We start from the raw sequence: 23,563 nt of genomic DNA on the forward strand, positions 1-23,563 counted from the left end.
CGCCTACCATTGATTCCTCTACGGAACCAGCGAGCTCGAGTTCGACCTTTGAACGAGGAGAGGGAAACTGGAATTTCGAAGCAAGAACAGACCGGGCACGCCAGTTTCAGAATTCCCACGGCTTTCGAGTTTCAGAACTGTGCGGGAAACGACGTGAGGGGAGTTGCCTAAGCCCTTGAAGGTCTATATTGATCCGCCCGCGTTGGGGCCACGTGGCGGAGTGGTGACGCAACGGTCTGCAAAACCGTGTACACCGGTTCAATTCCGGTCGTGGCCTCCACTCATCTCATCAATGGCTTGCAGCCAACACATGAGAAGCCGCATCAGCTTGCGGCGTACCAACCTTCAGGAAACGGAATCAGCGGCCACGGCGCTTGGTTGTCATTGGCAGCGCGCGGCGGCGGCTGAATGCGGGGCGAAGGCTGGGCCACGAAATCCTCCTGAGCAATGGGCGCGATCGCCGTTCGCACGGCGTCCAGCAGCAGATCAAATTCGACGTCGCTCATCGCGCTCTCCGAGGTTCGAGAGCGCCATGGTCGCAAAACTGTCTTCGGTCCGGATTGAGCGAATCGTTCGAATTTTATGAAAAGAACGATGGCGCCCGCTTTGGTTAATGAATCCCTGACCCCGTGGGGAACCTAGGTCGGCATGGCCGCACCTCGTGTGAGACAAATCACATCTTGCGAAAAACTCTTCCCGGAATTCCCGGCGATATTCATAGCCGTCAAATGTAGCAACAATTTTAGGAAGCCGTGACAGTGAGGCAAGGATCGCAGGATAGTCGCCAATCGCATGCGGCATCGATCCTCGGCATGGTTCGCCAGCGGGACAGTGTCGGGCGCCGCGGGCAGGGTCTCGAACGGCGTAGGCCCGCTGTCTATCGCCTCTGCGCAGAGGAAATTCCCGACGTCTGCGCGATTGTGGTCACGTCAGCCTGGCAAGGTCCTGCGGCAGCATGGTCTTGAACTGCGTCAGCACCTGGCGGGCCTTCTTCGGCGGCAGCGTGATTGCGTGACGCACGGCGGCGGCGATCAGCGTCATGGTCAGCCCTGAGAAATTGGTGAGGGTGGCGGCCGGCATGCCGGGCGCAACCCGTCTGACCGCATCGGACAGCAGGGCGGAGAGCACGGCCATGTCGTCCGCATCGAGCTTTTGCAGGGCGCGATCGGCTTGGGTCGCCTGCCAGATGTCGCGCATGACAGGCTCGCGCATGAACATCTCGTAGTAGCTGTCGACGATCCGGCACAGCGCCGGGTGCAGGTCGCGCGCGGCCGTCACAGTCGCCAGATCGCGCCGGACGCAATCGCGCCCGACGGCGTTATGGCGTTCCGCCAGCGTGCCGATGATCGCGGCCTTGTCGGGGAAATATTGGTAGAGCGAGCCGAATGCGACGCCGCTGCGTTCGACGATGTCGCTCATGCGGAACGCCTCGCTGCCCTTTTCCGCCATGATCTCGGTCGCACAGGCGAGGATGCGCTCGAAGCGCTCGCGGCTGCGCTGCTGCGTCGGGGCAAGCCGCGCCAGCCCGGGCAGGGGAGCCTCTCCCGAGGGCGCGGCCCTTGCCGCTGCCGCAGGCGCGGCCTTTCGTCTCGCCATCCTTCTCCTCCGCAACCGGGTTGACGTCTCTAATACGAGAGTTTATCGCATTTCACAAATACGAGTATCCCTCGCATTTGGAGCTGGAACGATGCGCCATGTCCTGACCTGGGGCTTGCTGTGGTTTTCCGCGCTCGGCTGCGGCCTGCTCGCCGGGCTCTATTTCGCCTTTTCCGCGTTCGTCATGACCGCGCTCGGCCGTATCGACCAGGCTGCCGGGATCTCGGCGATGAACGCGATCAATGTCGACATCGTCCGCTCGCTGTTCATGCCGGTCTTCTTCGGCACCACGCTGTCCTGCGCCGCGCTGGTCGTGCTCGGCGCCCTGCGATGGCAGGAGCCGGGCGCGATTGCGATGATTGGCGGCGGCGTCATCTATGTCGTCGGCATGTTCGTCGTCACTGTTGTCTTCAATGTGCCGCTGAACGACCAGCTTGCGGCGACGGCCCCCGCGAGCGCGGCGGCGGCACCGGTCTGGGCGCTCTATCTGACCGATTGGACCTTGTGGAACCACGTGCGAACGGTGGCCTCGATTGCCGCGACCGCGTTGTTCATCGTCGCGATCGCCGCGCGCTAAACCCAGCTCTTCGCATTCTGTGCACGATTTGTACCCGTGCGGCACGGTCGCTAAGGAGGTGACACCGCACGCCGATGTGCGGCCGACTGCCAGGAGGATTTCGATGAAGTCTATTTTGCCGGCATTGCTTGTGATGGGACTGGCGCTGGTCACGACACCCGCGCGGGCCGCTGATAACCGCAACGTTTCCGTGGTCAACGAGACCGGATATGCCATCAAGTTTCTCGGCTTCAACGGGCCCGACGACGGCCTCGACGAATGGGAGAACGAACTCGAGGCCACCCTGAAGAACCAGGAAACTGCCTATGTCGAGTTCGGCAACGACGACGAAGGCTGCGTCTGGAACATCAAGGTCGATTGGGCCAATTACGACGAGTCGGTGCTGTGGAAGAACGTCAACCTCTGCAAGCTGAACGTCCTGAGGCTGCGCTACGACCCCGGCACCAAGACGACCTCGTTCATTGCAGAGTGATGTCGGGGGCGGGTGGTGCCCAAGACGGGATCCAAAAGATGGAATCCAAGACAGAATCACGGGCGCGGCGCGATCGTCGCGCCGGCGGTGTTCCCGGCGCCTGCAGCTTGGGCGGCCGGGGCGGGCGGGCCAAGCATATTTCACGCCGGGATGGGGGCAAACCCTTGTACGTCAGCGGTTTACCGTCTCCGCTAAAGTTTCACCGGGTCCCCCATTTGGTTCTTTGCAAGGCCGAAAGGCTTTGTTATACGCTGCCCGCTCGCGAACATATGTTCGCCTATTCCTCGGTAGCTCAGCGGTAGAGCATTCGACTGTTAATCGAATGGTCGCTGGTTCGAATCCAGCCCGGGGAGCCAGTTTTGGCCCCATCAATAGCCCTCATCGTCGATCACAAGCCCGTGGCCTGCTGCGGACAGAGAAGAAACGTCGTCAAATCGACTCAATAGCGGTCGACACTTCCTCTTGCCGGGTCTTGAGAGGTGATTTCGATGTCCATTAACCTGATCGACCTGTCGATGCCGCAGCCGACGCTCGTTCCGAATGATGCGCCTGAGATCAGCGACGATGAGTGCGTCCGCCGGCTCGCGAAAGCGGTCGAGGAGCATGATTCCGAGCATCTCGATGAAGTGGCCCGCCTGATCGGCCGGCTTGCCGTCACGATCGAATAGACGGCACAGCGGGGCGCATTTTGCACGCCAACGGCGTGTTGCGTTTTGGCGGAGCTTGTTTCAAAAGATGGCCCTGTTCTAGCTTCTCCAGCGGCAATGCCGCGCCTTGCAGGGTCCAGCCAATGACCGGTTTTTCGACCGCGCGCCAGTACATGGTCGATGGTCAGGTGCGTCCGAGCGACGTCACCGATGATCGCATTCTCGAAGCCATGCTGACGGTGCCCCGCGAGGTGTTCGTGCCGGCCAGCAAGCAGGCCCTGGCCTATCTCGACCTCGATCTCGATGTGGCCGAGGGCGGCGCGGCCAAGCGCTGCCTGATCACGCCGGCGCTGCTCGCCAGGATGCTGCAGGCCGCCGAGATCAAGGCCACCGACCGCGTCCTGGTGGTCGGCTGCGCAACCGGGTACGCCGCCGCCATCGTGGCGCGCTTCGCCGCCGAGGTCTGCGCGACCGAGAGCAATCCGGCGCTCGCCGCAAAAGCGACCGCAGCGTTCGCCCAGCTCGGCATCCAGAATGCGACGGGCAAGGCCGCAGCGGCCGCCGACGGCGATGCCGCTGGCGCGCCGTTTGACGTCATCGTCCTCAATGGCGCGACCGAGATCATTCCGGCCGGGCTGTTTGGCCAGCTCAAGGAGGGGGGCCGGCTGGTCGGGGTGTTCGGCCTGACGCCGCCGCCGCGGGCCACCCTTGTGACTCACTCCCACGGCGATTTCGGACATCGCGAGCTGTTCGACGCCACGGCCCCCGTTTTGCCCGGATTCGAGCGGCTTCCCGCCTTCGTCTTCTGACCACTACCGCGGCGCAGTGGCTGATAAAATCCCGTTCCGAATCAGAAGTGTGGCCCGTTTGCCCCATGTGAAGAGTTTCGACCGTGATCCGTTGCTGGGTGGTTCCGTTGGCCTTAGCTGCGGACTAAGGTGAGGCCGGACTCACTTCGACTGAAGCGACCGCCGGACTGACGTGCGTGGGGAGACGGCGACTAAATGATTGGATTACCGGGGATGCGTGGGGTGAAGGTTATCACCGCGGCTGCGACTGCCGTCCTTCTGTTGGCGGAGATGGGCCCTGTGCCCGCGCTCGCCGAAACGATCGAGTCCGCGCTGGTGCGGTCCTACCAGAATAATCCCCAGCTCAACGCACAGCGTGCGTTGGTGCGCTCGACTGACGAAAACGTTCCGCAAGCGCTCTCGGGTTACCGCCCGAAGGTCTCGCTGACCGCGACTGCCGGGGGACAATACACCGATGAGCAATTGACGCCGGGGACCCCGGCTCTGTCCGGCGTTAGCAGGCCGCGGAGCGTTGGCATCACCGCCAGCCAGTCGCTATACAATGCGCAGAACGCGCCGAGGGTGCGCGCTGCCGAAAGCCAGGTATCGTCGGCACGTGAAGCGTTGCGTGCGCTCGAGCAGACCGTGCTCTTGAGCGCGGCCACCATCTACATGGATTATCTCCGCGACTCCGCGATCGTCGAAGTCCAGCGCAGCAATACGCGCGTGCTGGAACAGACGCTGAAGCAGACCCAGGACCGCTTCAACGTCGGCGAAGTGACGCGGACCGACGTTGCACAATCCGAGGCCCAGCTCGCGGCCGGCAAGACCCAGCAGCTCACCGCGGAATCCAACCTGACGACGACGCGGTCGAACTATCGCCGCATCATCGGCACCGAGCCGCAGAATCTCGCACCGGGCTCGCCAGTCGACCGGTTCCTGCCAGCGACGCTCTCGGCTGCTGTCGAACTCGGCCTGACCCAGAACCCGAACGTCACCTCCGCGATGTACGGCGTCGACATCAATTACCTGCAGACCAAGGTTGCCGAGGGCGCGCTGCTGCCGACAGTTGGGCTGCAGTTGTCGGTCAGCCAGGGCTATGAAACGCAGTTGACCGTGTACCGCCTCTTCAATGCCTCGGCGGGGGTTCAAGTGTCGCTGCCGATCTATCAGGGCGGCGGCGAATACTCGCTGATCCGGCAGTCCAAGGAATCGCTGGCGCAGCAGCGCCAGGTTCTGGAACAGACGCGGGATCAGGCGCGCGCCAACGTGGTCACCGCATGGGGCCAGCTGGTCGCCGGCAAATCGCAGGTGGCATCGGCGCAGGCTCAGGTGTCCGCGTCCGAGATCGCGCTGAACGGCGTCCGTGAAGAGGCCAAGGCCGGCCAGCGCACCACGCTCGACGTGCTCAACGCGCAGCAGGCGCTTGTCAACGCCCGCAATTCGCTCGTTACCGCGCAGCACGACCGCGTCGTCGCGTCTTACAACGTGCTGAACTTCATCGGTCGTCTGTCGCCGCAGGTGATGGGCCTTCCGACCAGCGTCTACGATCCGAGCGTGCATTATCAGCAGGTTCGTGACAATTGGGCCGGCGTGCGCACGCCCGACGGCCGCTAAACACCTTCAGGTCATCTTCGCTTGTCGCGCCATGTTTGTGGTTCTGAGTTAATCAGGACCATGAACTGGCGCGTCTGCTTGCAATCGATATTTGCCCTGACATACCGTTTTGTCGGGCAGCAAGGCGATTCGCGGCGAGCTGGCGCAGCGTGATGACAGGTGCGACGCCACCTGTGATCACGCTGCATTGGACGACACGAAGCTTGCACAAAGCCTCGGGCGGGCTTGATCTGGGGACAAGTCGGGCGGGAGCAATGAAATTCTCCGCACGCATCATCGGAACCGGCGAATCCTCTCGGGCTTGATGTAAAATCGTTTCGATGTGGAGTCGGAGATGACGCAACCTGCGAAGGTCCAAGAGCCCTCGATGGAGGAGATCCTGGCATCGATCCGTCGCATCATTGCCGACGACGAGGCGAAGCCGGGCGCGGCCGACAAGCCGGCAGCTGCCGCGGCACCGCCGCCGAAGGTCGAGCCGGCACCACCCGCAGCCAAGCCCGTGATCAAGAGCCCGCCGCCCGCATCGCCCCCGGCCGCGAAGGCCGCCGCGCCCGCGCCGAAGGCACCGCCGCCTGCGCCTGCTGCGGCCAGCAACAGCCAGGACGATATCGATTCGCTGTTGGCCAGCCTCGACGAGGCGACGCCCGCAGCCGAGATCAGACCATCGCAGCCCGAAGCCGATGTGTTCGAGCTCACCGACGACATGGCGCTGCCTGACCCGGCACCCGCGCCCTCGTTCCGCAAGGTCGAGCCACAGGACGATGTCGAGTTCACGGAAGCCCGGACCCGTGCGCCGGCTCCGGAACCAGCGCGAGAACCTGTCCGCGAGCCGCCGGCGATCGAGACCGCGCCGATGCAGCAGATCATCTCGGGAACCACGATGCGGGCGGTCGAATCCGCCTTCAATTCGCTGGCCAACACCGTGCTGAGCAACAATGCCCGGACGCTGGAGGATCTCGTCAAGGAGATGCTGCGGCCGATGCTGAAGTCCTGGCTGGACGACAATTTGCCGGGGCTGGTCGAGCGCATCGTCAAGGCCGAGATCGAGCGGGTATCCCGCGGGCGATAGCCCCTGCCGCAGGGGCTTGGCAGCCCTCATTCAGCCCCCAAATGCCCCAGAGTTTCGCTTCTGATAAGATCAGAGCCGAAACTCTAGATCCCTGTTTTGACGCGTTTTCTTCACGCGAACTGGTATCCACTTCGCTCGAAAACGCTCTCAACGCCGTTTTGACGTGCCGGTCCGGTTGACTTGGTGCGCTCCGGCGGCTTTCTAACCTTTCCCATGGTCCACAGCGCATTGTCATGATCGAGAAAAACTACCAGCCCGCCGATATCGAGCACCGCATGGCCCAGATCTGGGAGGAGAGCGGTGCGTTCAAGGCCGGCCGGCCTGAGCGCAAGGACGCCGCGCCCTTCACCATCGTGATCCCGCCGCCGAACGTGACCGGCTCGCTGCACATGGGCCATGCGCTCAACAACACGCTGCAGGACATCCTGTGCCGCTTCGAGCGGATGCGCGGCCGTGACGTGCTGTGGCAGCCCGGCACCGACCACGCCGGCATCGCCACCCAGATGGTGGTCGAGCGCCAGCTGATGGAGCGGCAGGAGCCGGGCCGCCGCGACATGGGTCGCGCCAAATTCCTCGAGCGGGTCTGGCAGTGGAAGGCCGAGAGCGGCGGCACCATCGTCAACCAGCTCAAGCGCCTCGGCGCGTCCTGCGACTGGTCGCGCGAGCGCTTCACCATGGACGAGGGCCTGTCGCGCGCCGTCGTCAAGGTGTTCGTCGAGCTGCACCGCGAAGGGCTGATCTACAAGGACAAGCGCCTTGTGAACTGGGACCCGAAGCTGCTCACCGCGATCTCCGATCTCGAAGTGCAGCAGGTCGAGGTCAAGGGCAGCCTCTGGTACCTGCGTTATCCGATCGAGGGCCGCAGTTTCAGCCCGGATGATCCGAAATCTTTCATCGTGGTCGCGACGACGCGTCCGGAGACGATGCTGGGCGACACCGGGGTCGCGGTGCATCCGGACGACGAGCGCTTCACCGATCTGGTCGGCCAGCACGTCATCCTGCCGCTGGTCGGCCGCAAGATTTCGATTGTCGGCGACGATGTGGCCGATCCGGAGAAAGGCTCGGGCGCGGTCAAGGTGACGCCGGCGCACGACTTCACCGACTTCGAGATCGGCAAGCGCCACGGCCTGCCGCAGATCAGCGTGCTCGACCAGGAGGGCAGCCTCAGCTTGGTCGACAATGAGGACTATCTGCGCGGCCTGCCGGAAGGCGCCGCCGAATTCGCTGCAGAGTTTCACGGCATCGAGCGCTTCGCCGCGCGCAAGAAGATCGTGACGCGGCTGGAGGAGTTCGGCTTCCTCGAGCGGATCGAGCCCAACACCCACATGGTGCCGCATGGCGACCGCTCCGGCGTCGTGATCGAGCCCTATCTGACCGACCAGTGGTACGTCGACGCCCACACGCTGGCGCAGCCGGCGATGGCGGCGGTGCGCTCGGGCGAAACCACTTTCGTGCCGAAGAACTGGGAAAAGACCTATTTCGAGTGGATGGAGAACATCCAGCCCTGGTGCATCTCGCGCCAGCTCTGGTGGGGCCATCAGATTCCCGCCTGGTACGGGCCCGACGGCAAGGTGTTCGTCGCCGAGACCGAGGAAGAGGCGGTCGGCAATGCGCTCGGCTATTACGTCGAGCAGGAGGTCATCACGCCGGAGCAGGGCCACGACATGGCCACTGACCCCGCCAAGCGCGAGGGCTTCATCGTCAGGGACGAGGACGTGCTCGACACCTGGTTCTCCTCGGCGCTGTGGCCATTCTCGACGCTGGGCTGGCCCGACGACACGCCGGAGGTCGCGCGCTACTACCCGACCAACACGCTGGTCACGGGCTTCGACATCATCTTCTTCTGGGTCGCCCGCATGATGATGATGGGCCTCCACTTCATGAAGCAGGCGCCGTTCTCGACCGTCTACATCCACCGTCTCGTCCGCGACGAGAAGGGTGCCAAGATGTCGAAGTCGAAGGGCAACGTCATCGATCCGCTCGGCGTGATCGACGAGTACGGCGCCGACGCGCTGCGCTTCGCGCTGACCCGCGAGGCGGCGCAGGGCCACGACATCCGCCTGTCGCCGCATCTGGTCGAGACCAACCGCAATTTTGCGACCAAGTTCTGGAACGCCTGCCGCTTCGCCGAGATGAACGAGTGCGTGAAGCCGGACGGTTTCGATCCGAAGGGCGTCAAGGAAACGCTGAACCGCTGGATCGCGCACGAGACCTCGCGCGTCACCCGCGAGGTGACCGAGACGATCGAGGATCATCGCTTCAACGATTCGGCGGCCGCTATCTACCGCTTCGTCTGGAACGTGTTCTGCGACTGGTATCTCGAACTCGCAAAGCCGGTGCTGATGGGCGAGGAGGGTGCGGCCAAGGCCGAGACCCGCGCCATGATCGCCTGGACGCGCGACGAGATCCTCAAGCTGCTGCATCCGTTCATGCCCTTCATCACCGAAGAGCTGTGGGCCGTGACGGCCAAGCGCGACGGCCTGCTGGTGCTGGCGTCCTGGCCGCGCAAGTCGGGTGTGACCGGCGAGCAGCTGGTGGCGATCGCAACCGCCGGTCCGGTTGTCGATCCGATCATTCCGCCAGTGATTGCCGCGCTGGATGCGGACGAGTTCAACGATCCCGCAGCCGAGGCCGAGATCGGCTGGGTCGTCGATCTCGTCACCGCGATGCGTTCGGTGAAGGCGGAAATGAACATCCCGCCGTCGACGCTGACGCCGCTGGTGATCGCGGGCGCCTCCGAGGAGACGCGGGATCGCGCGCGGCGCTGGAACGACACCATCAAGCGCCTGGCGCGGTTGTCGGACATTTCCTTCGCCGACGCGGCGCCGGAAGGCGCGGTGCAGCTTCTCGTGCGCGGTGAGGTCGTCGCGCTTCCGCTGAAGGGTGTGATCGATCTCGCGGCCGAACGCACCCGGTTGGAGAAGGAGCTCGGCAAGGCCGACGCCGACATCAAGCGGGTCGACGCCAAGCTCGCCAACGAGAAGTTCGTCGCCAACGCGCCGGAAGAGCTCGTCGAGGAAGAGAAGGAAAAGCGCGAAGCCGCGCTGGAGCGTCGCGCCAAGATCCTCGAAGCGATCGAGCGGTTGAAGAAGGCGTCATAGCGGACGGAAGCGGCGATGCTCGACCACGTCTCCATCACGGTTTCCGACATCGCCGCGGCCGAACGCTTCTACGACGCCATCATGAAGGTGCTCGACGTGGTCAAGGTCGGCCGCCGCGACGACTGGCTCGGCTATGGCGAGCGGGCGCGGCCGGCCTATCCGGACCGCGTCTATCTCTCGATCCGCAAGGGCGCGAGGCCGGAGGAGGCGTTGGGCCGCCACTGGTGCTTCAAGGCGAAATGGCGCACTCAGGTCGATGCGTTCTGGGATGCCGGGATCGCTGCCGGCGGCACCGACGACGGCGCGCCCGGCCTGCGCGACTATCACACCTCATACTATGCAGCCTTCCTGCGCGATCCCGACGGCAACCGGATCGAGGCCGTCTGCCATCACGCCGTGTGACTCTCAGAACCGCTTGCTGAGGAATTTCGATCCCTTCAGCCCGTAACGCCAGGGCAGGTCGACGGCCTTTGTGATGCCGATCCGCACGCCAGCGACGATGTCGGGTGCCTCTAGGCGCGCGTGGAGCGCGATCGGCGGACGGTCCAGCGGCAATTCGCTGTGCGCGATGGTGATGCCGAGCGCCTCGCAGAGCTTGCCGGGTCCCGAACACAATGCGCGTTCGTCCTCCGCTCCGCGCCGCCGTCGCATCGTGGCCAGTCCGTGGGTCGGCTCGAGCGCGCGGATCAGCACGGCGCTGGCCGAGCCTGGTTGCTCGCAGACGAAGTTGACGCACCAATGGATGCCGTAGGAGCGGTAGACGTAGGAGAAGCCCGGCGGGCCGAACATCACCTGGTTGCGCGGGGTCGGCCCGTTGAACGAATGGGCTGCCGGTTCGGTGTGATGGTAGGCCTCGACCTCGGTGATGATGCCGCCGACGCCGTCGACCAGGAAGGTCGTGCCGATCAGGTCGGGCGCGACTTCGTGGACGCTGCGATCGAAGAAGGAGCGTTTCAGCGCCTTGCCGAGGCGCGGCGCGGTCGCAGGGGTCGATCGGGGTTTTGTCGATCGGGGTTTTTGAGCCATTTTGAGGTGGGAATCGGCGTGGAACGGGCCGCAAGACTGCCAATATATCGGCTGGTCTGCTAGGGTCGCCGCGCGGGTTGCGAGCCGCGCCAACACCGATTAGCTAAGCCCTTTGGTTGGGAGCATGATCTGGTCGGAAAACCGGTCGCCACTTTTCCGGATCATGCTCTCGCGACTTGCAGGCTCCTTATGGTCACTATCGTCGACACCATCTCCTCCACGCCCGTCCGCCCGCGTCACCCCGAAAAGGTGAACCGGCCGGATGCCGTGTCGCCGCCGAAGCCGGACTGGATCCGGGTCCGTGCGCCGAATACGCGCGGCTATGCCGACACCCGCAAGATCGTGAAGGAGAACGGCCTCGTCACGGTGTGCGAGGAGGCCGGCTGCCCCAATATCGGTGAGTGCTGGGACAAGAAGCACGCCACCTTCATGATCATGGGCGATACCTGCACGCGCGCCTGCGCATTCTGCAACGTCAAGACCGGCATGCCCGGCGCGCTTGAGGCCCATGAGCCGGAATACGTCGCCGAGGCGACCGCCAAGCTCGGCCTGGCCCATGTCGTGATCACCTCGGTCGATCGCGACGATCTCGCCGACGGCGGCGCCGCGCATTTTGCAGAGACGATCCGCGCCATCCGCGCGCGCTGTCCGACCACCACGATCGAGATCCTGACACCCGACTTCCTGCGCAAGGACGGCGCGCTCGAGCGCGTGGTCGCGGCCAAGCCCGACGTCTTCAACCACAATCTGGAAACCGTGCCGTCGCGTTACCTGACGGTCCGTCCCGGCGCTCGCTATTTCCACTCCATCCGGCTGCTGCAGCGGGTCAAGGAGATGGACCCGACCATCTTCACCAAGTCGGGCATCATGGTCGGGCTCGGCGAGGAGCGGCACGAGGTGCTGCAGGTGATGGACGATCTGCGCTCGGCCGAGGTCGATTTCCTGACCATCGGCCAGTACCTGCAGCCGACGCGCAAGCATCACGCCGTGATGCGCTACGTGACGCCGGACGAATTCGCGGGCTATGAGCGCGTCGCCTATACCAAGGGTTTCCTGATGGTGTCGGCTAGCCCGCTGACGCGCTCGTCGCATCATGCCGGCGAGGATTTTGCGAAATTGCAGGCGGCGCGCACGGCCCGCGGCCGCTAGATGCCAGGTGCGTTAAACACGTGCGGTGAACCGGCATCACCGCGCCCTATTGCTTGATTGAGCTGCGGACTGAACCAATGCAACGCGTTCTGGTGATGGGATCGTCGGGATCCGGCAAGTCGACCTTTGCGCGGCGGCTGTCCGAGATGACGGGCATTCCGGCCGTGTCGATCGACGCGCTGTTCTGGAAACCCGGTTGGGTTGCGTCCAACCGGGAGGAATTCGGGCGCCGCATGACCGAGGTGACCCAGCAGCCGCGCTGGATCATGGACGGCAACTACACCAAAAGCGCAGGCGAGTTGCGTCGGCAACTCGCCGATACGGTGATCTGGTTCGACCTGCCACGGTCGACCTGCATGGTCGGCATCCTGACGCGGATCGCAAAGAGCTATGGCAAGGTCAGGCCCGAGATGGCGGAAGGCTGTCCCGAAAAGATCGATCTCGAATTCTTCCGCTATGTCTGGACCTACCGACGGCAGCAGCGGCCCGTCCTGATCGAATTCTTCGAAGGCTTGCGTCCCGATCAATCTTTCGTCTGCTTTACGCGCCGGGCGCAAGCCGACGCCTACCTCGGCGACCTCGCACGCAAGCAAAACCGTGCGAGTATCCACTGATGCCTCGATTCTCAAGCAAGCGGCGGGTCCGCCACACCGCACCTCAAATGTTCGATCTTGTCGCCGACGTCGAGCGCTATCCGGAGTTCGTGCCGCTGTGCCAGTCGCTCAAGATCCGCCAGCGCACGCCCAGGGACGACGGCACCGAAGTCGTGGTGGCCGACATGACGGTCTCCTTCAAGCTGGTGCGGGAAACCTTCACCAGCAGGGTGACGCTCGACCGGCCCAATCTGAAGATCCTGGTCGAGTATCTGCGCGGCCCGTTCAGCAATCTGGAGAATCGCTGGAGCTTCGAGCCGAAGTCGGAGACCGAATGCGATGTCGGCTTCTTCCTGAATTACGAGTTCAAGAGCCGGATGCTGGCGATGCTGATGGGCTCGATGTTCGACGCCGCGTTCTCGCGCTTCGCCGCGGCGTTCGAGAAGCGCGCGGACCAGGTTTACGGGAAGCCTCAGCTGTCGACATAACGAACCCGCTTCGTCCGCGGCTCAAATTGTGGCTTCCCCGGAACGCAAATGCCCGGCACAAGGCCAGGCATGACGGATGATGCGTATGGTGCGCGCTGTCCTTACGGGCAGGAGCGACGCACGCCGGCGGATGCGATGTAGGTGCCCGAAGCGGGGTCGTAGGAGCGGAAGCGCTGGGAGCAATAGGCGTCGTTGTTGGCCTTGGCCTGGCTCGCGGCGATTGCGCCACCGATGATCGCGCCGGCGGCAAGCCCGCCGATGATCGCCGCGCCGTTTCCGCCGCCACCATGCCGGTATCCACCGCGATAACCGTAACGCGGGCCGCCGCCATGCCAGTGACGGTACTGCACATGCTCGACGGAGGTGGGCTGGTCCTGCAACCGCGCAGGCGCGAGCGGAGCGGCGAACGAGGGGGCGACAGTCGACAGCGTCATGGCGCCAGTGGTGATTGCGGCCACGACCAAGGTTCCCAACTTCATCATTTTCTCCTTGTTGTGGGATTTTGCTGTTCGAAGAACAATTGAAACAGCAGAGTTGGAAGAACAGAAAACGGCGAGGCGACGTCAAAGTTCCACCTGAGATGGCGTCACTGGGCCGCAGTTGACACAAGGTAGTGTGAAGCGGCCGTTCGCGCGACTCGACTCTCGTAGGGCTTATCCGCGCGGCGGCCGGCGGCGTTTCGCGGCGTGGCTGCGCGGCGAACGGGCCACTCGTGGCCGCAGCCGGCTGGCGGTCTCGCGGCGCGGCTTGGCGGCCTGCGGCGGCCGCGCAAGCTCCATCAGCATGCGCAGCGCTTCGACGACGGAGCGCTGGCGGACGGTGCTGCGGCCGATTGCGCCAAACCGCTGCTCACGATGAAGGATGCGGCCGTCGCGCGCGGCGACGGCGAAATGCACCAGGCCCACCGGCTTGCCCGGTGTCGCGCCGCCGGGACCGGCAATGCCGGTGATCGAGACCGCGAGGTCGACGCCGGCCTTTTCCAGCGCGCCGATCGCCATCGCGGTCGCGGTCTCTTTGCTGACCGCGCCGAATGTCTCCAGCGTTGCCGCCTTGACGCCGAGCATGACCCGCTTGGCCTCGTTCGAATAGGTGACGAAGCCGCGGTCGATGACGTCGGAAGAGCCGGGGATGTCGGTCAGCGCCCCCGCGACCAGGCCGCCAGTGCAGGATTCGGCAGTCGCGATGGTCAGCTTGCGCATCCGGCAAAGGTCGAGCAGCGAGCGGGAGAGGGCACGAGCGTCGCTGCCGCCCATATCAGGCACTCCAGCCGTTTTCGTTCCAGGGCAGGCGGATCGTGGCGCTCGCGGTCGCCGCGATGCCTTCCTCGCGGCCGGTGAAGCCGAGCCGTTCGCTGGTGGTCGCCTTGACCGCCACGCGCGAGATGTGGACGCCGGAAATCTCCGCGATCTTCGCCCGCATGGTGTCGCGCAGCGGGCCGATCTTCGGCCGCTCGCAGATCAGCGTCACCTCGAGATTGGCGATCCGCCCGCCGCGCGCCGTGACGCGCTCGACCGCATATTTCAAAAACTGGTCGGAGGAGACGCCCTTCCACTTGGCGTCGCTCGGCGGGAAATGCGAGCCGATGTCGCCGTCGGCCAGTGCACCGAGGATCGCATCGACCAGCGCGTGCAGTCCGACGTCGCCGTCGGAATGGGCCAGGAATCCTCTGGTGTGCGGCACGCGCACGCCGCAGATCATCACATGGTCGCCGTCGCCAAAGGCGTGCACGTCGTAGCCGGTGCCGGTCCTGATGTCGCCGAGCTGGCTGGCGAGCCGCGCTTCCTCGCGCACGAAGTCTTCGGGTGTGGTGAGTTTCATGTTGGCAGGATCACCTTCAAACGTCGCAACCGTCAATCCCGCCCATTCGGCAAGCGCCGCATCGTCGGTGAAATCGCTGCGGCCTTCGCGCGCAGCGCGACGATGCGCCTCCAGGATGACGTCGAAACGAAACGCCTGCGGGGTCTGCGCGATGCGCAGGCGCGCGCGCTCCGGCGTCGCCTCGACATCACCGGTATCGCCCGTGAGCTTGATCGTGTCGGTGACGGGAATCACGGGGATCGCGGCGCCGGTTCGGCCGGCTGCGGCGATCGCGCGCGAAATGACAGCTGCGGTGACGAAGGGGCGCGCGGCATCGTGGATCAGCACGATGTCCGGCTTCTCGCTTGCGAGTGCCTCGAGCCCGGCATGGACCGAGGCCTGACGGGTCGCGCCGCCCGGCGTCGGCGGCTGATGGCGCAAGCCCGCGACGGCTTCGCGAAACAGCGCGGCGTCGTCAGGATTGACCACCGGCTGCACCGCGAACACGTCCGGATGTCCGGAGAACGCCTCCATGGCGCGGTAGATCACCGTCTGGCCGCCGATCGTCCGGTATTGCTTCGGCCCGCCGGCGCCGGCGCGCAGTCCACGGCCGGCTGCGACAAGGATGGCTGCGGTACGCTCAGACTTCGGCATTTTGAACCAATGACAGACGAATCGGGGATGTGGAGAGGGCGGCGGGATCGCCGCGGACAGCCCTTAGCATGACCGCTGCGCAAAAACAGAGCGTTTGCCGATGACTGTGGGAAAAGCAGATTTTGTTGCGGTGCACTTGCGCTGGTGGTAGAACTGTCTAAACCGTGGGCACGAGCCTTGACTGCACAAGAATTGTGCGCAAAATGAACAGCGTCCGCTGCAATGACGTGGCTGACAGAACGACGAGACGGCTGTGACCGGCGTACAAAGTACTGCTTGTAACCCATTGAAGATAGGCGACATTGCTGTCGCCAACCGGGTTCTCCTCGCGCCCATGTCCGGCATCACCGACGCGCCCTTTCGGCGACTCGCCGCCCGCTTGGGCGCCGGCCTGGTGGTCTCGGAGATGACGGCAAGCGACGATCTGGTGAACGGCAAGCCGATCTCGAAGCTGCGCTGCGAGGCAGCCGGAATTGGACCGCATGTGGTCCAGCTTGCGGGTTGCGAGACCCGTTGGATGGCGGAGGGCGCGCGGATTGCCGAAGGCGCCGGTGCCGACATCATCGACATCAACATGGGCTGCCCGGCGCGTCACGTGACCGGCGGCCAGTCCGGCTCGGCCCTGATGCGCGACCTGGACCACGCGGTCACGCTGATCGACGCGACCATCGCTGCCGTCAAGGTGCCGGTGACGCTGAAGATGCGGCTCGGCTGGGACGATCGCTCGCTCAATGCGCCCGAACTGGCGCGCCGCGCCGAGGCATCGGGCGTGCAGATGATCACCGTGCATGGCCGCACCCGCTGCCAGTTCTACAAGGGCGAGGCGAACTGGAATGCCGTGCGCGTGGTCAAGAATGCCGTCACGATCCCGGTCGTGGTCAACGGCGACATCACCTCGTTCGACAAGGCCGTCGGCGCGCTGGAGAAGTCGGGCGCCGACGCCGTCATGATCGGCCGCGGCGCGCAGGGCCAGCCCTGGCTGCCGGGCCAGATCGGCCGCCGCCTGGAGGGCGGGATCCCTGAGGCCGCGCCGTCGCTCGCGGAGCAGCTCAAGCATATCCGCGCGCTCTATGACGAGGTCTGCAGCCATTACGGCCTGCGTGTCGGCCTCAGGCATGCGCGCAAGCATCTCGGCTGGGCGCTCGAGACCGCGGCGGCTTACAGCTGCGCCCCCGCGGCAACCTTGAAGACCTGGCGGCAGGCCATCCTGACCTCTGAGGAGCCGTCCAGCGTGCACCGCTCGCTCGAGCAAGCCTACGACGATTTTGCCTGGAGTGCTGCCGCATGACGTCAGCCATGGAATTTCGCCGGCCCGTGCCCACCGATGGCGAGGCCATCCTCAATGCGCTGCCCAATCCGGTGCTGCTGGTCGCACCCGACGGGCGCATCGTCGACGCCAACATCGCCGCCGAATCCTTCTTCGAGATCTCCACGCAGTTCCTGCGCCGGCAGTCGCTGAAGGAGCTGGTGCCGTTCGGCAGCCCGCTGCTCGCGCTGATCGAGCAGGTGCGGACCAACGGCTCGCCGGTCAACGAATACAAGGTCGATCTCGGCACGCCGCGGATCGGCGGCGACCGCCAGGTCGACCTCCATGTCGCGCCGCTGACCGAGCGTCCCGGGCATATCGTGGTGATGCTGCAGGAGCGCACCATCGCCGACAAGATGGACCGCCAGCTGACCCATCGCAGCGCGGCGCGTTCGGTGATCGCGCTGGCCGCGATGCTCGCCCATGAGATCAAGAACCCGCTGTCGGGCATCCGCGGCGCCGCGCAACTCCTCGAGCAGCAGGCCTCCTCCGAGGACCGATTGCTGACGCGGCTGATCTGCGACGAAGCCGACCGCATCGTCACGCTGGTCGACCGCATGGAAGTGTTCGGCGACGACCGCCCGGTGGCGCGCGGCCCGGTCAACATCCATTCCGTGCTCGACCATGTGAAGCGGCTGGCGCAGTCAGGCTTTGCCCGCAACGTCCGTTTCATCGAGGATTACGATCCGTCGCTGCCGCCGGTGCTGGCCAACCAGGACCAGCTGATCCAGGTGTTCCTGAATCTGGTGAAGAATGCGGCCGAAGCGGTCGCCGATCTCGGCACCGACGCGGAAATCCAGCTCACCACGGCGTTCCGGCCGGGCGTGCGGCTGTCGGTGCCCGGCAAGAAATCGCGGGTCTCGCTGCCGCTCGAATTCTGCGTCAAGGACAACGGCTCAGGCGTGCCGGAAGATTTGCTGCCGAACCTGTTCGATCCCTTCGTCACCACCAAGCAGACCGGCAGCGGGCTCGGCCTCGCGCTGGTCGCCAAGATCGTCGGCGATCACGGCGGCATCATCGAATGCGAGTCGCAGCCGCGCAAGACCACTTTCCGCGTGCTGATGCCGATGTACAGCGCCGCCAAGCACCACGACCAAAGCAACCGCGATGACGTTCCGGGTACGCCGTCGCCTGCCTCTCAGGACGCACGATGAGGAACAACAATGCCCGCAGGTAGCATACTTGTCGCTGACGACGACACCGCCATCCGGACCGTCCTGAACCAGGCGCTGTCGCGCGCCGGCTATGAGGTGCGCCTGACCGGCAACGCCGCCACGCTGTGGCGCTGGGTCAGCCAGGGCGAGGGCGACCTCGTCATCACCGACGTGGTGATGCCCGACGAGAATGCGTTCGATCTGCTGCCGCGGATCAAGAAGATGCGGCCGAACCTGCCGGTCATCGTGATGAGCGCGCAGAACACCTTCATGACCGCGATCCGCGCCTCCGAGCGTGGCGCCTACGAATATCTGCCAAAGCCGTTCGACCTGAAGGAGCTGATCACCATCGTCGGCCGCGCGCTGGCCGAGCCGAAGGAGCGGGTCTCGAGCCCCGCCGATGACGGCGAGTTCGACTCGATCCCGCTGGTCGGCCGTTCGCCGGCGATGCAGGAAATCTACCGCGTGCTGGCGCGGCTGATGCAGACCGACCTCACCGTGATGATCTCGGGTGAATCCGGCACCGGCAAGGAGCTGGTCGCCCGCGCGCTGCACGACTACGGAAGGCGCCGCAACGGCCCGTTCGTCGCGGTCAACATGGCGGCGATCCCGCGCGACCTCATCGAGTCCGAATTGTTCGGCCACGAGCGCGGCGCGTTCACCGGCGCCAACACCCGCGCCTCCGGCCGCTTCGAGCAGGCCGAGGGCGGCACGCTGTTCCTCGACGAGATCGGCGACATGCCGATGGAGGCGCAGACCCGTCTGCTCCGCGTGCTGCAGCAGGGCGAATACACCACCGTCGGCGGCCGCACCCCGATCAAGACCGACGTCCGCATCGTCGCCGCCTCGAACAAGGACTTGCGCATCCTGATCCAGCAGGGGCTGTTCCGCGAAGATCTGTTCTTCCGCCTCAACGTGGTGCCGCTGCGGCTGCCGCCGCTGCGCGAGCGCATCGAGGACCTGCCGGACCTGATCCGGCACTTCTTCTCGCTCGCCGAGAAGGACGGCCTGCCGCCGAAGAAGCTCGACACCCAGGCGTTGGAGCGGCTCAAGCAGCACCGCTGGCCGGGCAACGTCCGCGAGCTGGAAAACCTCGCCCGCCGGCTTGCCGCGCTCTATCCACAGGACGTCATCACCGCCTCCGTGATTGACGGCGAGCTGGCGCCGCCGGCGGTCACCTCGGGCAGCACGGCAACCGTCGGCGTCGACAATCTCGGCGGCGCGGTTGAGGCCTATCTGTCCTCGCATTTCTCCGGCTTCCCGAACGGCGTGCCGCCGCCGGGCCTCTACCATCGCATCCTCAAGGAGATCGAGATTCCGCTGCTGACCGCGGCGCTGGCGGCGACCCGCGGCAACCAGATCCGGGCCGCCGATCTGCTCGGCTTGAACCGCAACACGCTGCGCAAGAAGATCCGCGACCTCGATATCCAAGTCTACCGCAGCGGCGGCTAGGAGCTTGTCTGGATAGTCGCTGTTCAAATCTGGTCGGGTCTGATTCAACATTGGGCGATGAGCAAGTATTTTCGGCCTTGGAACATCGATCAGACGCTGCTTCTGCCGCCGAATGTGCAGGACTTCGTGCCGAAAGGCCATGTCTCGCGGTTTATGGTTGATCTGGTGCGGGAGAGCCTCGATCTCAGGGAGATCATGGGCAGCTATGTGAGCGGGCTTGGGCAGCCGCCGTTTGATCCGCGGATGATGGTGGCGCTGCTGCTGCATAGCTATGCGAGTGGGCTGTATTCGTCGCGTCGGATTGCCAAGGCCTGCCGGGAGCGGAACGATTTTGTGATGATCGTGGCGCTGGATGCGCCGGATTTTCGGACGATCAGCGACTTTCGCAAGCGACATTTGAAGGCGCTCGGCGCGCTATTCGTGCAGGTTCTGAAGTTGTGCGAGACGGCCGGGCTGGTCAAGCTCGGTCATGTCGCGCTGGATGGTACGAAGATCAAGGCGAACGCGTCGAAACACAAGGCGATGAGTTATGAGCGCATGAAGAAGCGCGAGGCGGAATTGAAGGCCGAGGTCGCTCGCATGCTGGCGGCCGCCGAGGCGGCGGATGCCTCGGAGGATGAGACTTTCGGCAACAGCGACGAACTGCCGGACTGGACCGTCGACAAGCAGAAACGGCTGGCGAAGATCCAGCAAGCGATGGCGGCGCTGGAAGCGGACGCCAAACTGGCGGCGGAGGAAGAGCGCCGCATCGAGGCCGAAAAGGAACAGCAGCGCCAGGCCGAAGGCCGCAAGAAGCCGGGCAAACCGGCGGCGCTGCCATCGGAGGAACCCAATCCCAAGGCGCAACGCAACTTCACCGATCCGGAAAGCCGCATCATGAAGTCGAAGGATGGCTTCGTTCAGGCCTATAATGCCCAGGCGGCCGTCGATGCACATGCCCAGATCATTGTCGCGCAAGAACTGACCCAGCACGGCAGCGATCAGGGCCAGTTGGTGCCCCTGATCGAGGCCATCGAGAGCAATCTTGGCCGCAAGCCGCGGCAGGCCTCAGCGGATTCCGGCTACTGCAGCGAAGCCAATCTCGAAGCGCTCGACACACGCAGCATCGATGGCTATGTCGCGCCCGGACGCGCCAAGCACCCGACAGTAGCGAACGGAAAAGTCGGCGGCCCGCTGACACAGGCCATGCGAAAGAAGATCGACGATGGCGGCTTCGAAACACCCTACCGATTGCGAAAGCAAGTGGTGGAGCCGGTGTTCGGGCAGATCAAACAGGCAAGAGGCTTCCGCCAGTTCCTGTTGCGGGGCATCGAGAAAGTGCGCGCCGAGTGGACAATGATCTGCACCGTCCATAACCTCCTCAAGCTGTTCAACCTCGCAAACGCAGCCTGAGCCTGCTACTCTACAACAAATGCCCGTCACGAAAACATATCTGGACGGGCTCCTAGGCTGACGGCGGCGGGGCGCTGCTCCCGCCGCCTTTACTGAGTAGTCACAAAAGGTGTTGAGGACACGGCGCCGCACCGCGGTTTGCGCCGCGGAAATGTCGCAATTCGGCAACATTGTGATATGATTGCATCAGTTCGCAATTCCCGCGGGCGAAGGCCTTCAGCTCAATTGCCGGTATGACCAGCGCAGAGACCACCGCTACTACGTTAGACGCGTCCCCGGCGGCCGAGCCCAAGGGTTTTCCCTTGCGGAGGTGGCTGGCGCCGTTCGCGGCGGTCACGGCGCTGTTCTCGGCGCTGCTGACCTTCGTGGTGCTGACCGGCATGACGCCGATCGATGCCACCAAGGAGATCGTCTACTCGTTCCTGCTGATCAACGCGGCTTCGATCCTGCTGCTGATCGGGATCATTTCGCGCGAGGTCTGGAAGGTGCTCCAGGCCCGGCGGCGGGGCAGGGCGGCGGCGCGGCTTCATGTGCAAGTCGTCGGCCTGTTCTCGATCATCGCGGTGCTGCCGGCGGTCCTGGTCGCCATCGTCGCCAATCTGACGCTCGACCGCGGCCTCGATCGGCTGTTTTCGGGCCCCACGAAACAGGTGATCCAAAACTCGCTGACCATTGCCAGCGCCTATATGCAGGAGCACGCCCAGCTTATTCGTGGCGACATCCTGGGGATGGCCAGCGACATCTCTCGCGCGCGCATGACGCCGCTCTATGATCAGGATCGGCTGTCGTTTCGCGAGTTCCTGACGGCAGCCGCGGCCTCACGCAACCTGCCGGTCGCGGTGATGATGGACAAGGACGGCAAGATCCTAGAGAGCGCCGAGACCGGGGTGAGCCTGAACTATGCGCTGCCGCCGCCGGATTTCCTGAGCAAGGTCAGCGATACCGACCCCGAAATCTCGGTATTCCCGGAGAGCTACGTCGCCTCCGTAGTCCGTCTCAAGGGCCTCGACGACACCTTCCTCTACGTCGCCCGTCTGCTCGATCCAGCCGTGGTTGCTCAACTCAAGCAGACCCAGGCAAGTGTCGCGGAATACGCCGAGATCGAATCGCGCCGGCTCGGCATCCAGGTCAACTTCGCGCTGATGTTCGCGGTGATCGCGCTGACCATCTTGATGGCCTCGGTGCTGATCGGATTGAATTTCGCCAACGGACTGGTTGAGCCGATCCGCAACATCATGAGTGCGGCGAACCAGGTCTCGACTGGCGACCTGCACGTGCAGGTGCCGGTGTCCAAATCCGAGGGCGATCTCGCCAAGCTCGGCCAGACCTTCAACAACATGACGCAGGAGCTGCGCACCCAGCGCGACGAACTGGTCAATGCCAGCGAAACCATCGACAGCCGCCGCCGCTTCATCGAGGCCGTGCTGTCCTCGGCCAGCGCCGGCATCATCGGCGTCGACGCCTCCGGCAGCGTCGGCATCCTCAACCGCTCGGCCGAGAAGCTGATCGGGCACGCCGAGTCCGAGACACTCGATCATCCGCTGTCGGACGTGCTGGCCGAGCTCGACGAGATGATGAAGACCGCGCGCGAGGGCACCCAGCGGCTGGTGCAGGGGCAGGTCACGATCAATCGCGACGGCCATGAGCGCAATCTGTCGGTGCGGATATCCGCCGAGCAGACCAGCCAGTCGCGCGACAGCTACGTCATCACGCTCGACGACATCACCGAGCTGGTGTCGGCGCAGCGCACCTCGGCCTGGGGCGACGTCGCCCGCCGCATCGCCCACGAGATCAAGAACCCGCTGACCCCGATCCAGCTCTCCGCCGAGCGCATCCGGCGCAAGTTCGGCAAGACCATCACCGAGCCGAAGGACAAGTCGATCTTCGAGCAGTGCACCGACACCATCGTGCGCCAGGTCGACGACATCAGGCGCATGGTCGACGAATTCTCGCGCTTTGCGCGGATGCCGAAGCCGGTGATGGAAGGCGAGGACGTCGCCGACGTGGTGCGCCAGGCCGTGTTCCTGATGAAGGTCGCCCATCCCGATCTCGACATCGAGGCCGACATCAAGCAATCGCCGCTGCCCGCGCAGTTCGATCGCCGCCTGATCTCGCAGGCGCTGACCAACATCATCAAGAACGCCACCGAAGCGATCGAGCAGGTGCCACGAGAGGAGCTCGGCAAGGGCCGGATCGACGTCGTGGCGCAGCAGGAGAACGACGACATCCTGATCGACGTCATCGACAACGGCATCGGCCTGCCCAAGGTCGCCCGTGCGCGCCTGCTCGAGCCCTATGTCACGACCCGGGCGAAGGGCACCGGCCTCGGGCTTGCGATCGTCGGCCGCGTCCTGGAGGACCATGGCGGCCGGATCGAGCTCAAGGACGCCTCCGACTTCCGCGAGGGCCAGCGCGGCGCCTGGATGCGGCTGCGCTTTGCCGTCACGGGCCAGGCGGCCAAGCCCGAGACGAAGCCCGAGACCAAGGAACAAAGTCCGGACGTCAAACCGGAATCAACCGACCCCAGCAGTGAAAAAAATCCGCCGCAAGAGCCGACCAGCGGCCCGGCAGAGGCGACCAACAATGAAGCAAAAATCCAAAAGCCGATCGAACAGCCAATCCAAGAACCAAATGCGCAACAGCCAAAAATCAAAGCCGCGACGGGCTACTGACAAGACAGGTGTA

Annotated in this window: 22 protein-coding genes and 2 tRNA genes; 18 read left to right on the forward strand and 6 right to left on the reverse strand. The window is 64.6% G+C overall.

Translation table 11 applies throughout. The features are described from left to right. Nucleotides 1-206 precede the first annotated feature (206 nt). Nucleotides 207-280 (forward strand) — tRNA-Cys (locus HAP54_RS36615). Nucleotides 281-323: 43 nt separating this feature from the next. Here HAP54_RS36615 and HAP54_RS36620 read toward each other — a convergent pair. Both HAP54_RS36620 and HAP54_RS36625 read right to left on the reverse strand, forming a co-directional pair. Then, entirely contained in the window at nt 324-506 is a 183-nt protein-coding gene (locus tag HAP54_RS36620; protein WP_029084163.1) for a hypothetical protein, read from the reverse strand. A 418-nt stretch (nt 507-924) separates the two neighbouring features. Continuing rightward, complete coding sequence (locus HAP54_RS36625) at nt 925-1,596, reverse strand: TetR/AcrR family transcriptional regulator (protein ID WP_166295384.1); 672 nt, start codon at nt 1,594-1,596, stop codon at nt 925-927. 91 nt (nt 1,597-1,687) lie between these two features. Between HAP54_RS36625 and HAP54_RS36630 the strand changes: the two genes are divergently transcribed. The 9 genes from HAP54_RS36630 (at nt 1,688) to HAP54_RS36670 (ending at nt 10,269) form a co-directional block, all read left to right on the forward strand. Further along, the gene (locus tag HAP54_RS36630) at nt 1,688-2,173 is read left to right on the forward strand and encodes a DUF1772 domain-containing protein (protein WP_166295386.1); all 486 of its coding nucleotides are present in this window, start codon (nt 1,688-1,690) and stop codon (nt 2,171-2,173) included. A gap of 103 nt (nt 2,174-2,276) precedes the next feature. Then, on the forward strand, nt 2,277-2,645 hold the full coding sequence (locus HAP54_RS36635; RefSeq protein WP_166295388.1) for a hypothetical protein: 369 nt from the start codon (nt 2,277-2,279) through the stop codon (nt 2,643-2,645). 281 nt (nt 2,646-2,926) lie between these two features. Next, a tRNA-Asn gene (locus tag HAP54_RS36640) sits at nt 2,927-3,001 on the forward strand. 132 nt (nt 3,002-3,133) lie between these two features. Beyond that, entirely contained in the window at nt 3,134-3,313 is a 180-nt protein-coding gene (locus HAP54_RS36645; RefSeq protein WP_166295390.1) for a hypothetical protein, read from the forward strand. Between the two features lie 122 nt (nt 3,314-3,435). After that, the gene (locus HAP54_RS36650; protein ID WP_166295392.1) at nt 3,436-4,101 is read left to right on the forward strand and encodes a protein-L-isoaspartate O-methyltransferase family protein; all 666 of its coding nucleotides are present in this window, start codon (nt 3,436-3,438) and stop codon (nt 4,099-4,101) included. 213 nt (nt 4,102-4,314) lie between these two features. After that, nucleotides 4,315-5,697, forward strand: coding sequence for a TolC family outer membrane protein (locus tag HAP54_RS36655; RefSeq protein WP_166295394.1), 1,383 nt, complete (start codon nt 4,315-4,317; stop codon nt 5,695-5,697). A gap of 334 nt (nt 5,698-6,031) precedes the next feature. Further along, nucleotides 6,032-6,766, forward strand: coding sequence for a PopZ family protein (locus HAP54_RS36660; RefSeq protein ID WP_166295396.1), 735 nt, complete (start codon nt 6,032-6,034; stop codon nt 6,764-6,766). A 233-nt stretch (nt 6,767-6,999) separates the two neighbouring features. Continuing rightward, complete coding sequence (locus tag HAP54_RS36665) at nt 7,000-9,867, forward strand: valine--tRNA ligase (RefSeq protein WP_166295400.1); 2,868 nt, start codon at nt 7,000-7,002, stop codon at nt 9,865-9,867. A 15-nt stretch (nt 9,868-9,882) separates the two neighbouring features. Next, the gene (locus HAP54_RS36670; protein ID WP_166295401.1) at nt 9,883-10,269 is read left to right on the forward strand and encodes a VOC family protein; all 387 of its coding nucleotides are present in this window, start codon (nt 9,883-9,885) and stop codon (nt 10,267-10,269) included. 3 nt (nt 10,270-10,272) lie between these two features. Here HAP54_RS36670 and HAP54_RS36675 read toward each other — a convergent pair whose 3' ends face one another. After that, nucleotides 10,273-10,893 (reverse strand): DNA-3-methyladenine glycosylase, encoded by a 621-nt coding sequence (locus HAP54_RS36675; protein ID WP_029084153.1) that lies wholly within the window; start codon nt 10,891-10,893, stop codon nt 10,273-10,275. Nucleotides 10,894-11,082: 189 nt separating this feature from the next. Between HAP54_RS36675 and lipA the strand changes: the two genes are divergently transcribed. From lipA to HAP54_RS36690, 3 genes are all read left to right on the forward strand, one after another. Continuing rightward, nucleotides 11,083-12,042 (forward strand): lipoyl synthase, encoded by a 960-nt coding sequence (gene lipA / locus HAP54_RS36680; RefSeq protein WP_166295402.1) that lies wholly within the window; start codon nt 11,083-11,085, stop codon nt 12,040-12,042. Between the two features lie 77 nt (nt 12,043-12,119). After that, nucleotides 12,120-12,656: an AAA family ATPase gene (locus HAP54_RS36685; RefSeq protein ID WP_166295404.1), complete on the forward strand. Its 537-nt coding sequence runs from the start codon at nt 12,120-12,122 to the stop codon at nt 12,654-12,656. Continuing rightward, entirely contained in the window at nt 12,656-13,123 is a 468-nt protein-coding gene (locus HAP54_RS36690) for a type II toxin-antitoxin system RatA family toxin (protein WP_166295406.1), read from the forward strand. The genes HAP54_RS36685 and HAP54_RS36690 overlap by 1 nt, the downstream gene beginning before the upstream one ends. Before the next feature lie 101 nt (nt 13,124-13,224). Here HAP54_RS36690 and HAP54_RS36695 read toward each other — a convergent pair whose 3' ends face one another. The 3 genes from HAP54_RS36695 to HAP54_RS36705 form a co-directional block, all read right to left on the reverse strand. After that, entirely contained in the window at nt 13,225-13,605 is a 381-nt protein-coding gene (locus HAP54_RS36695; RefSeq protein WP_166295408.1) for a BA14K family protein, read from the reverse strand. A gap of 171 nt (nt 13,606-13,776) precedes the next feature. Then, nucleotides 13,777-14,376, reverse strand: coding sequence for a CinA family protein (locus tag HAP54_RS36700; protein ID WP_029084148.1), 600 nt, complete (start codon nt 14,374-14,376; stop codon nt 13,777-13,779). Nucleotide 14,377: 1 nt separating this feature from the next. Then, nucleotides 14,378-15,574, reverse strand: a complete 1,197-nt coding sequence (locus HAP54_RS36705; protein ID WP_166295410.1) for a bifunctional 2-C-methyl-D-erythritol 4-phosphate cytidylyltransferase/2-C-methyl-D-erythritol 2,4-cyclodiphosphate synthase — start codon at nt 15,572-15,574, stop codon at nt 14,378-14,380. A 286-nt stretch (nt 15,575-15,860) separates the two neighbouring features. Between HAP54_RS36705 and dusB the strand changes: the two genes are divergently transcribed. The 5 genes from dusB to HAP54_RS36730 all read left to right on the forward strand — a co-directional run bounded on the left by dusB (nt 15,861) and on the right by HAP54_RS36730 (nt 23,550). Then, nucleotides 15,861-16,862, forward strand: a complete 1,002-nt coding sequence (gene dusB / locus HAP54_RS36710; RefSeq protein WP_166295412.1) for a tRNA dihydrouridine synthase DusB — start codon at nt 15,861-15,863, stop codon at nt 16,860-16,862. Further along, nucleotides 16,859-18,034 carry a two-component system sensor histidine kinase NtrB gene (locus tag HAP54_RS36715; protein ID WP_166295414.1) on the forward strand — a complete coding sequence of 392 codons (1,176 nt, stop codon included), beginning with the start codon at nt 16,859-16,861 and terminating at the stop codon, nt 18,032-18,034. Before dusB ends, HAP54_RS36715 begins: the two co-directional genes overlap by 4 nt. Before the next feature lie 9 nt (nt 18,035-18,043). Then, nucleotides 18,044-19,486, forward strand: coding sequence for a nitrogen regulation protein NR(I) (ntrC, locus tag HAP54_RS36720; protein ID WP_029084144.1), 1,443 nt, complete (start codon nt 18,044-18,046; stop codon nt 19,484-19,486). Between the two features lie 57 nt (nt 19,487-19,543). Next, entirely contained in the window at nt 19,544-20,878 is a 1,335-nt protein-coding gene (locus HAP54_RS36725; RefSeq protein ID WP_166202952.1) for an IS1182 family transposase, read from the forward strand. 233 nt (nt 20,879-21,111) lie between these two features. Then, on the forward strand, nt 21,112-23,550 hold the full coding sequence (locus HAP54_RS36730) for a sensor histidine kinase NtrY-like (protein WP_166295416.1): 2,439 nt from the start codon (nt 21,112-21,114) through the stop codon (nt 23,548-23,550). The last annotated feature ends 13 nt before the right edge of the window (nt 23,551-23,563 follow it).

The organism is Bradyrhizobium sp. 2S1 (assembly GCF_011516625.5).
Classification (GTDB): domain Bacteria; phylum Pseudomonadota; class Alphaproteobacteria; order Rhizobiales; family Xanthobacteraceae; genus Bradyrhizobium; species Bradyrhizobium septentrionale.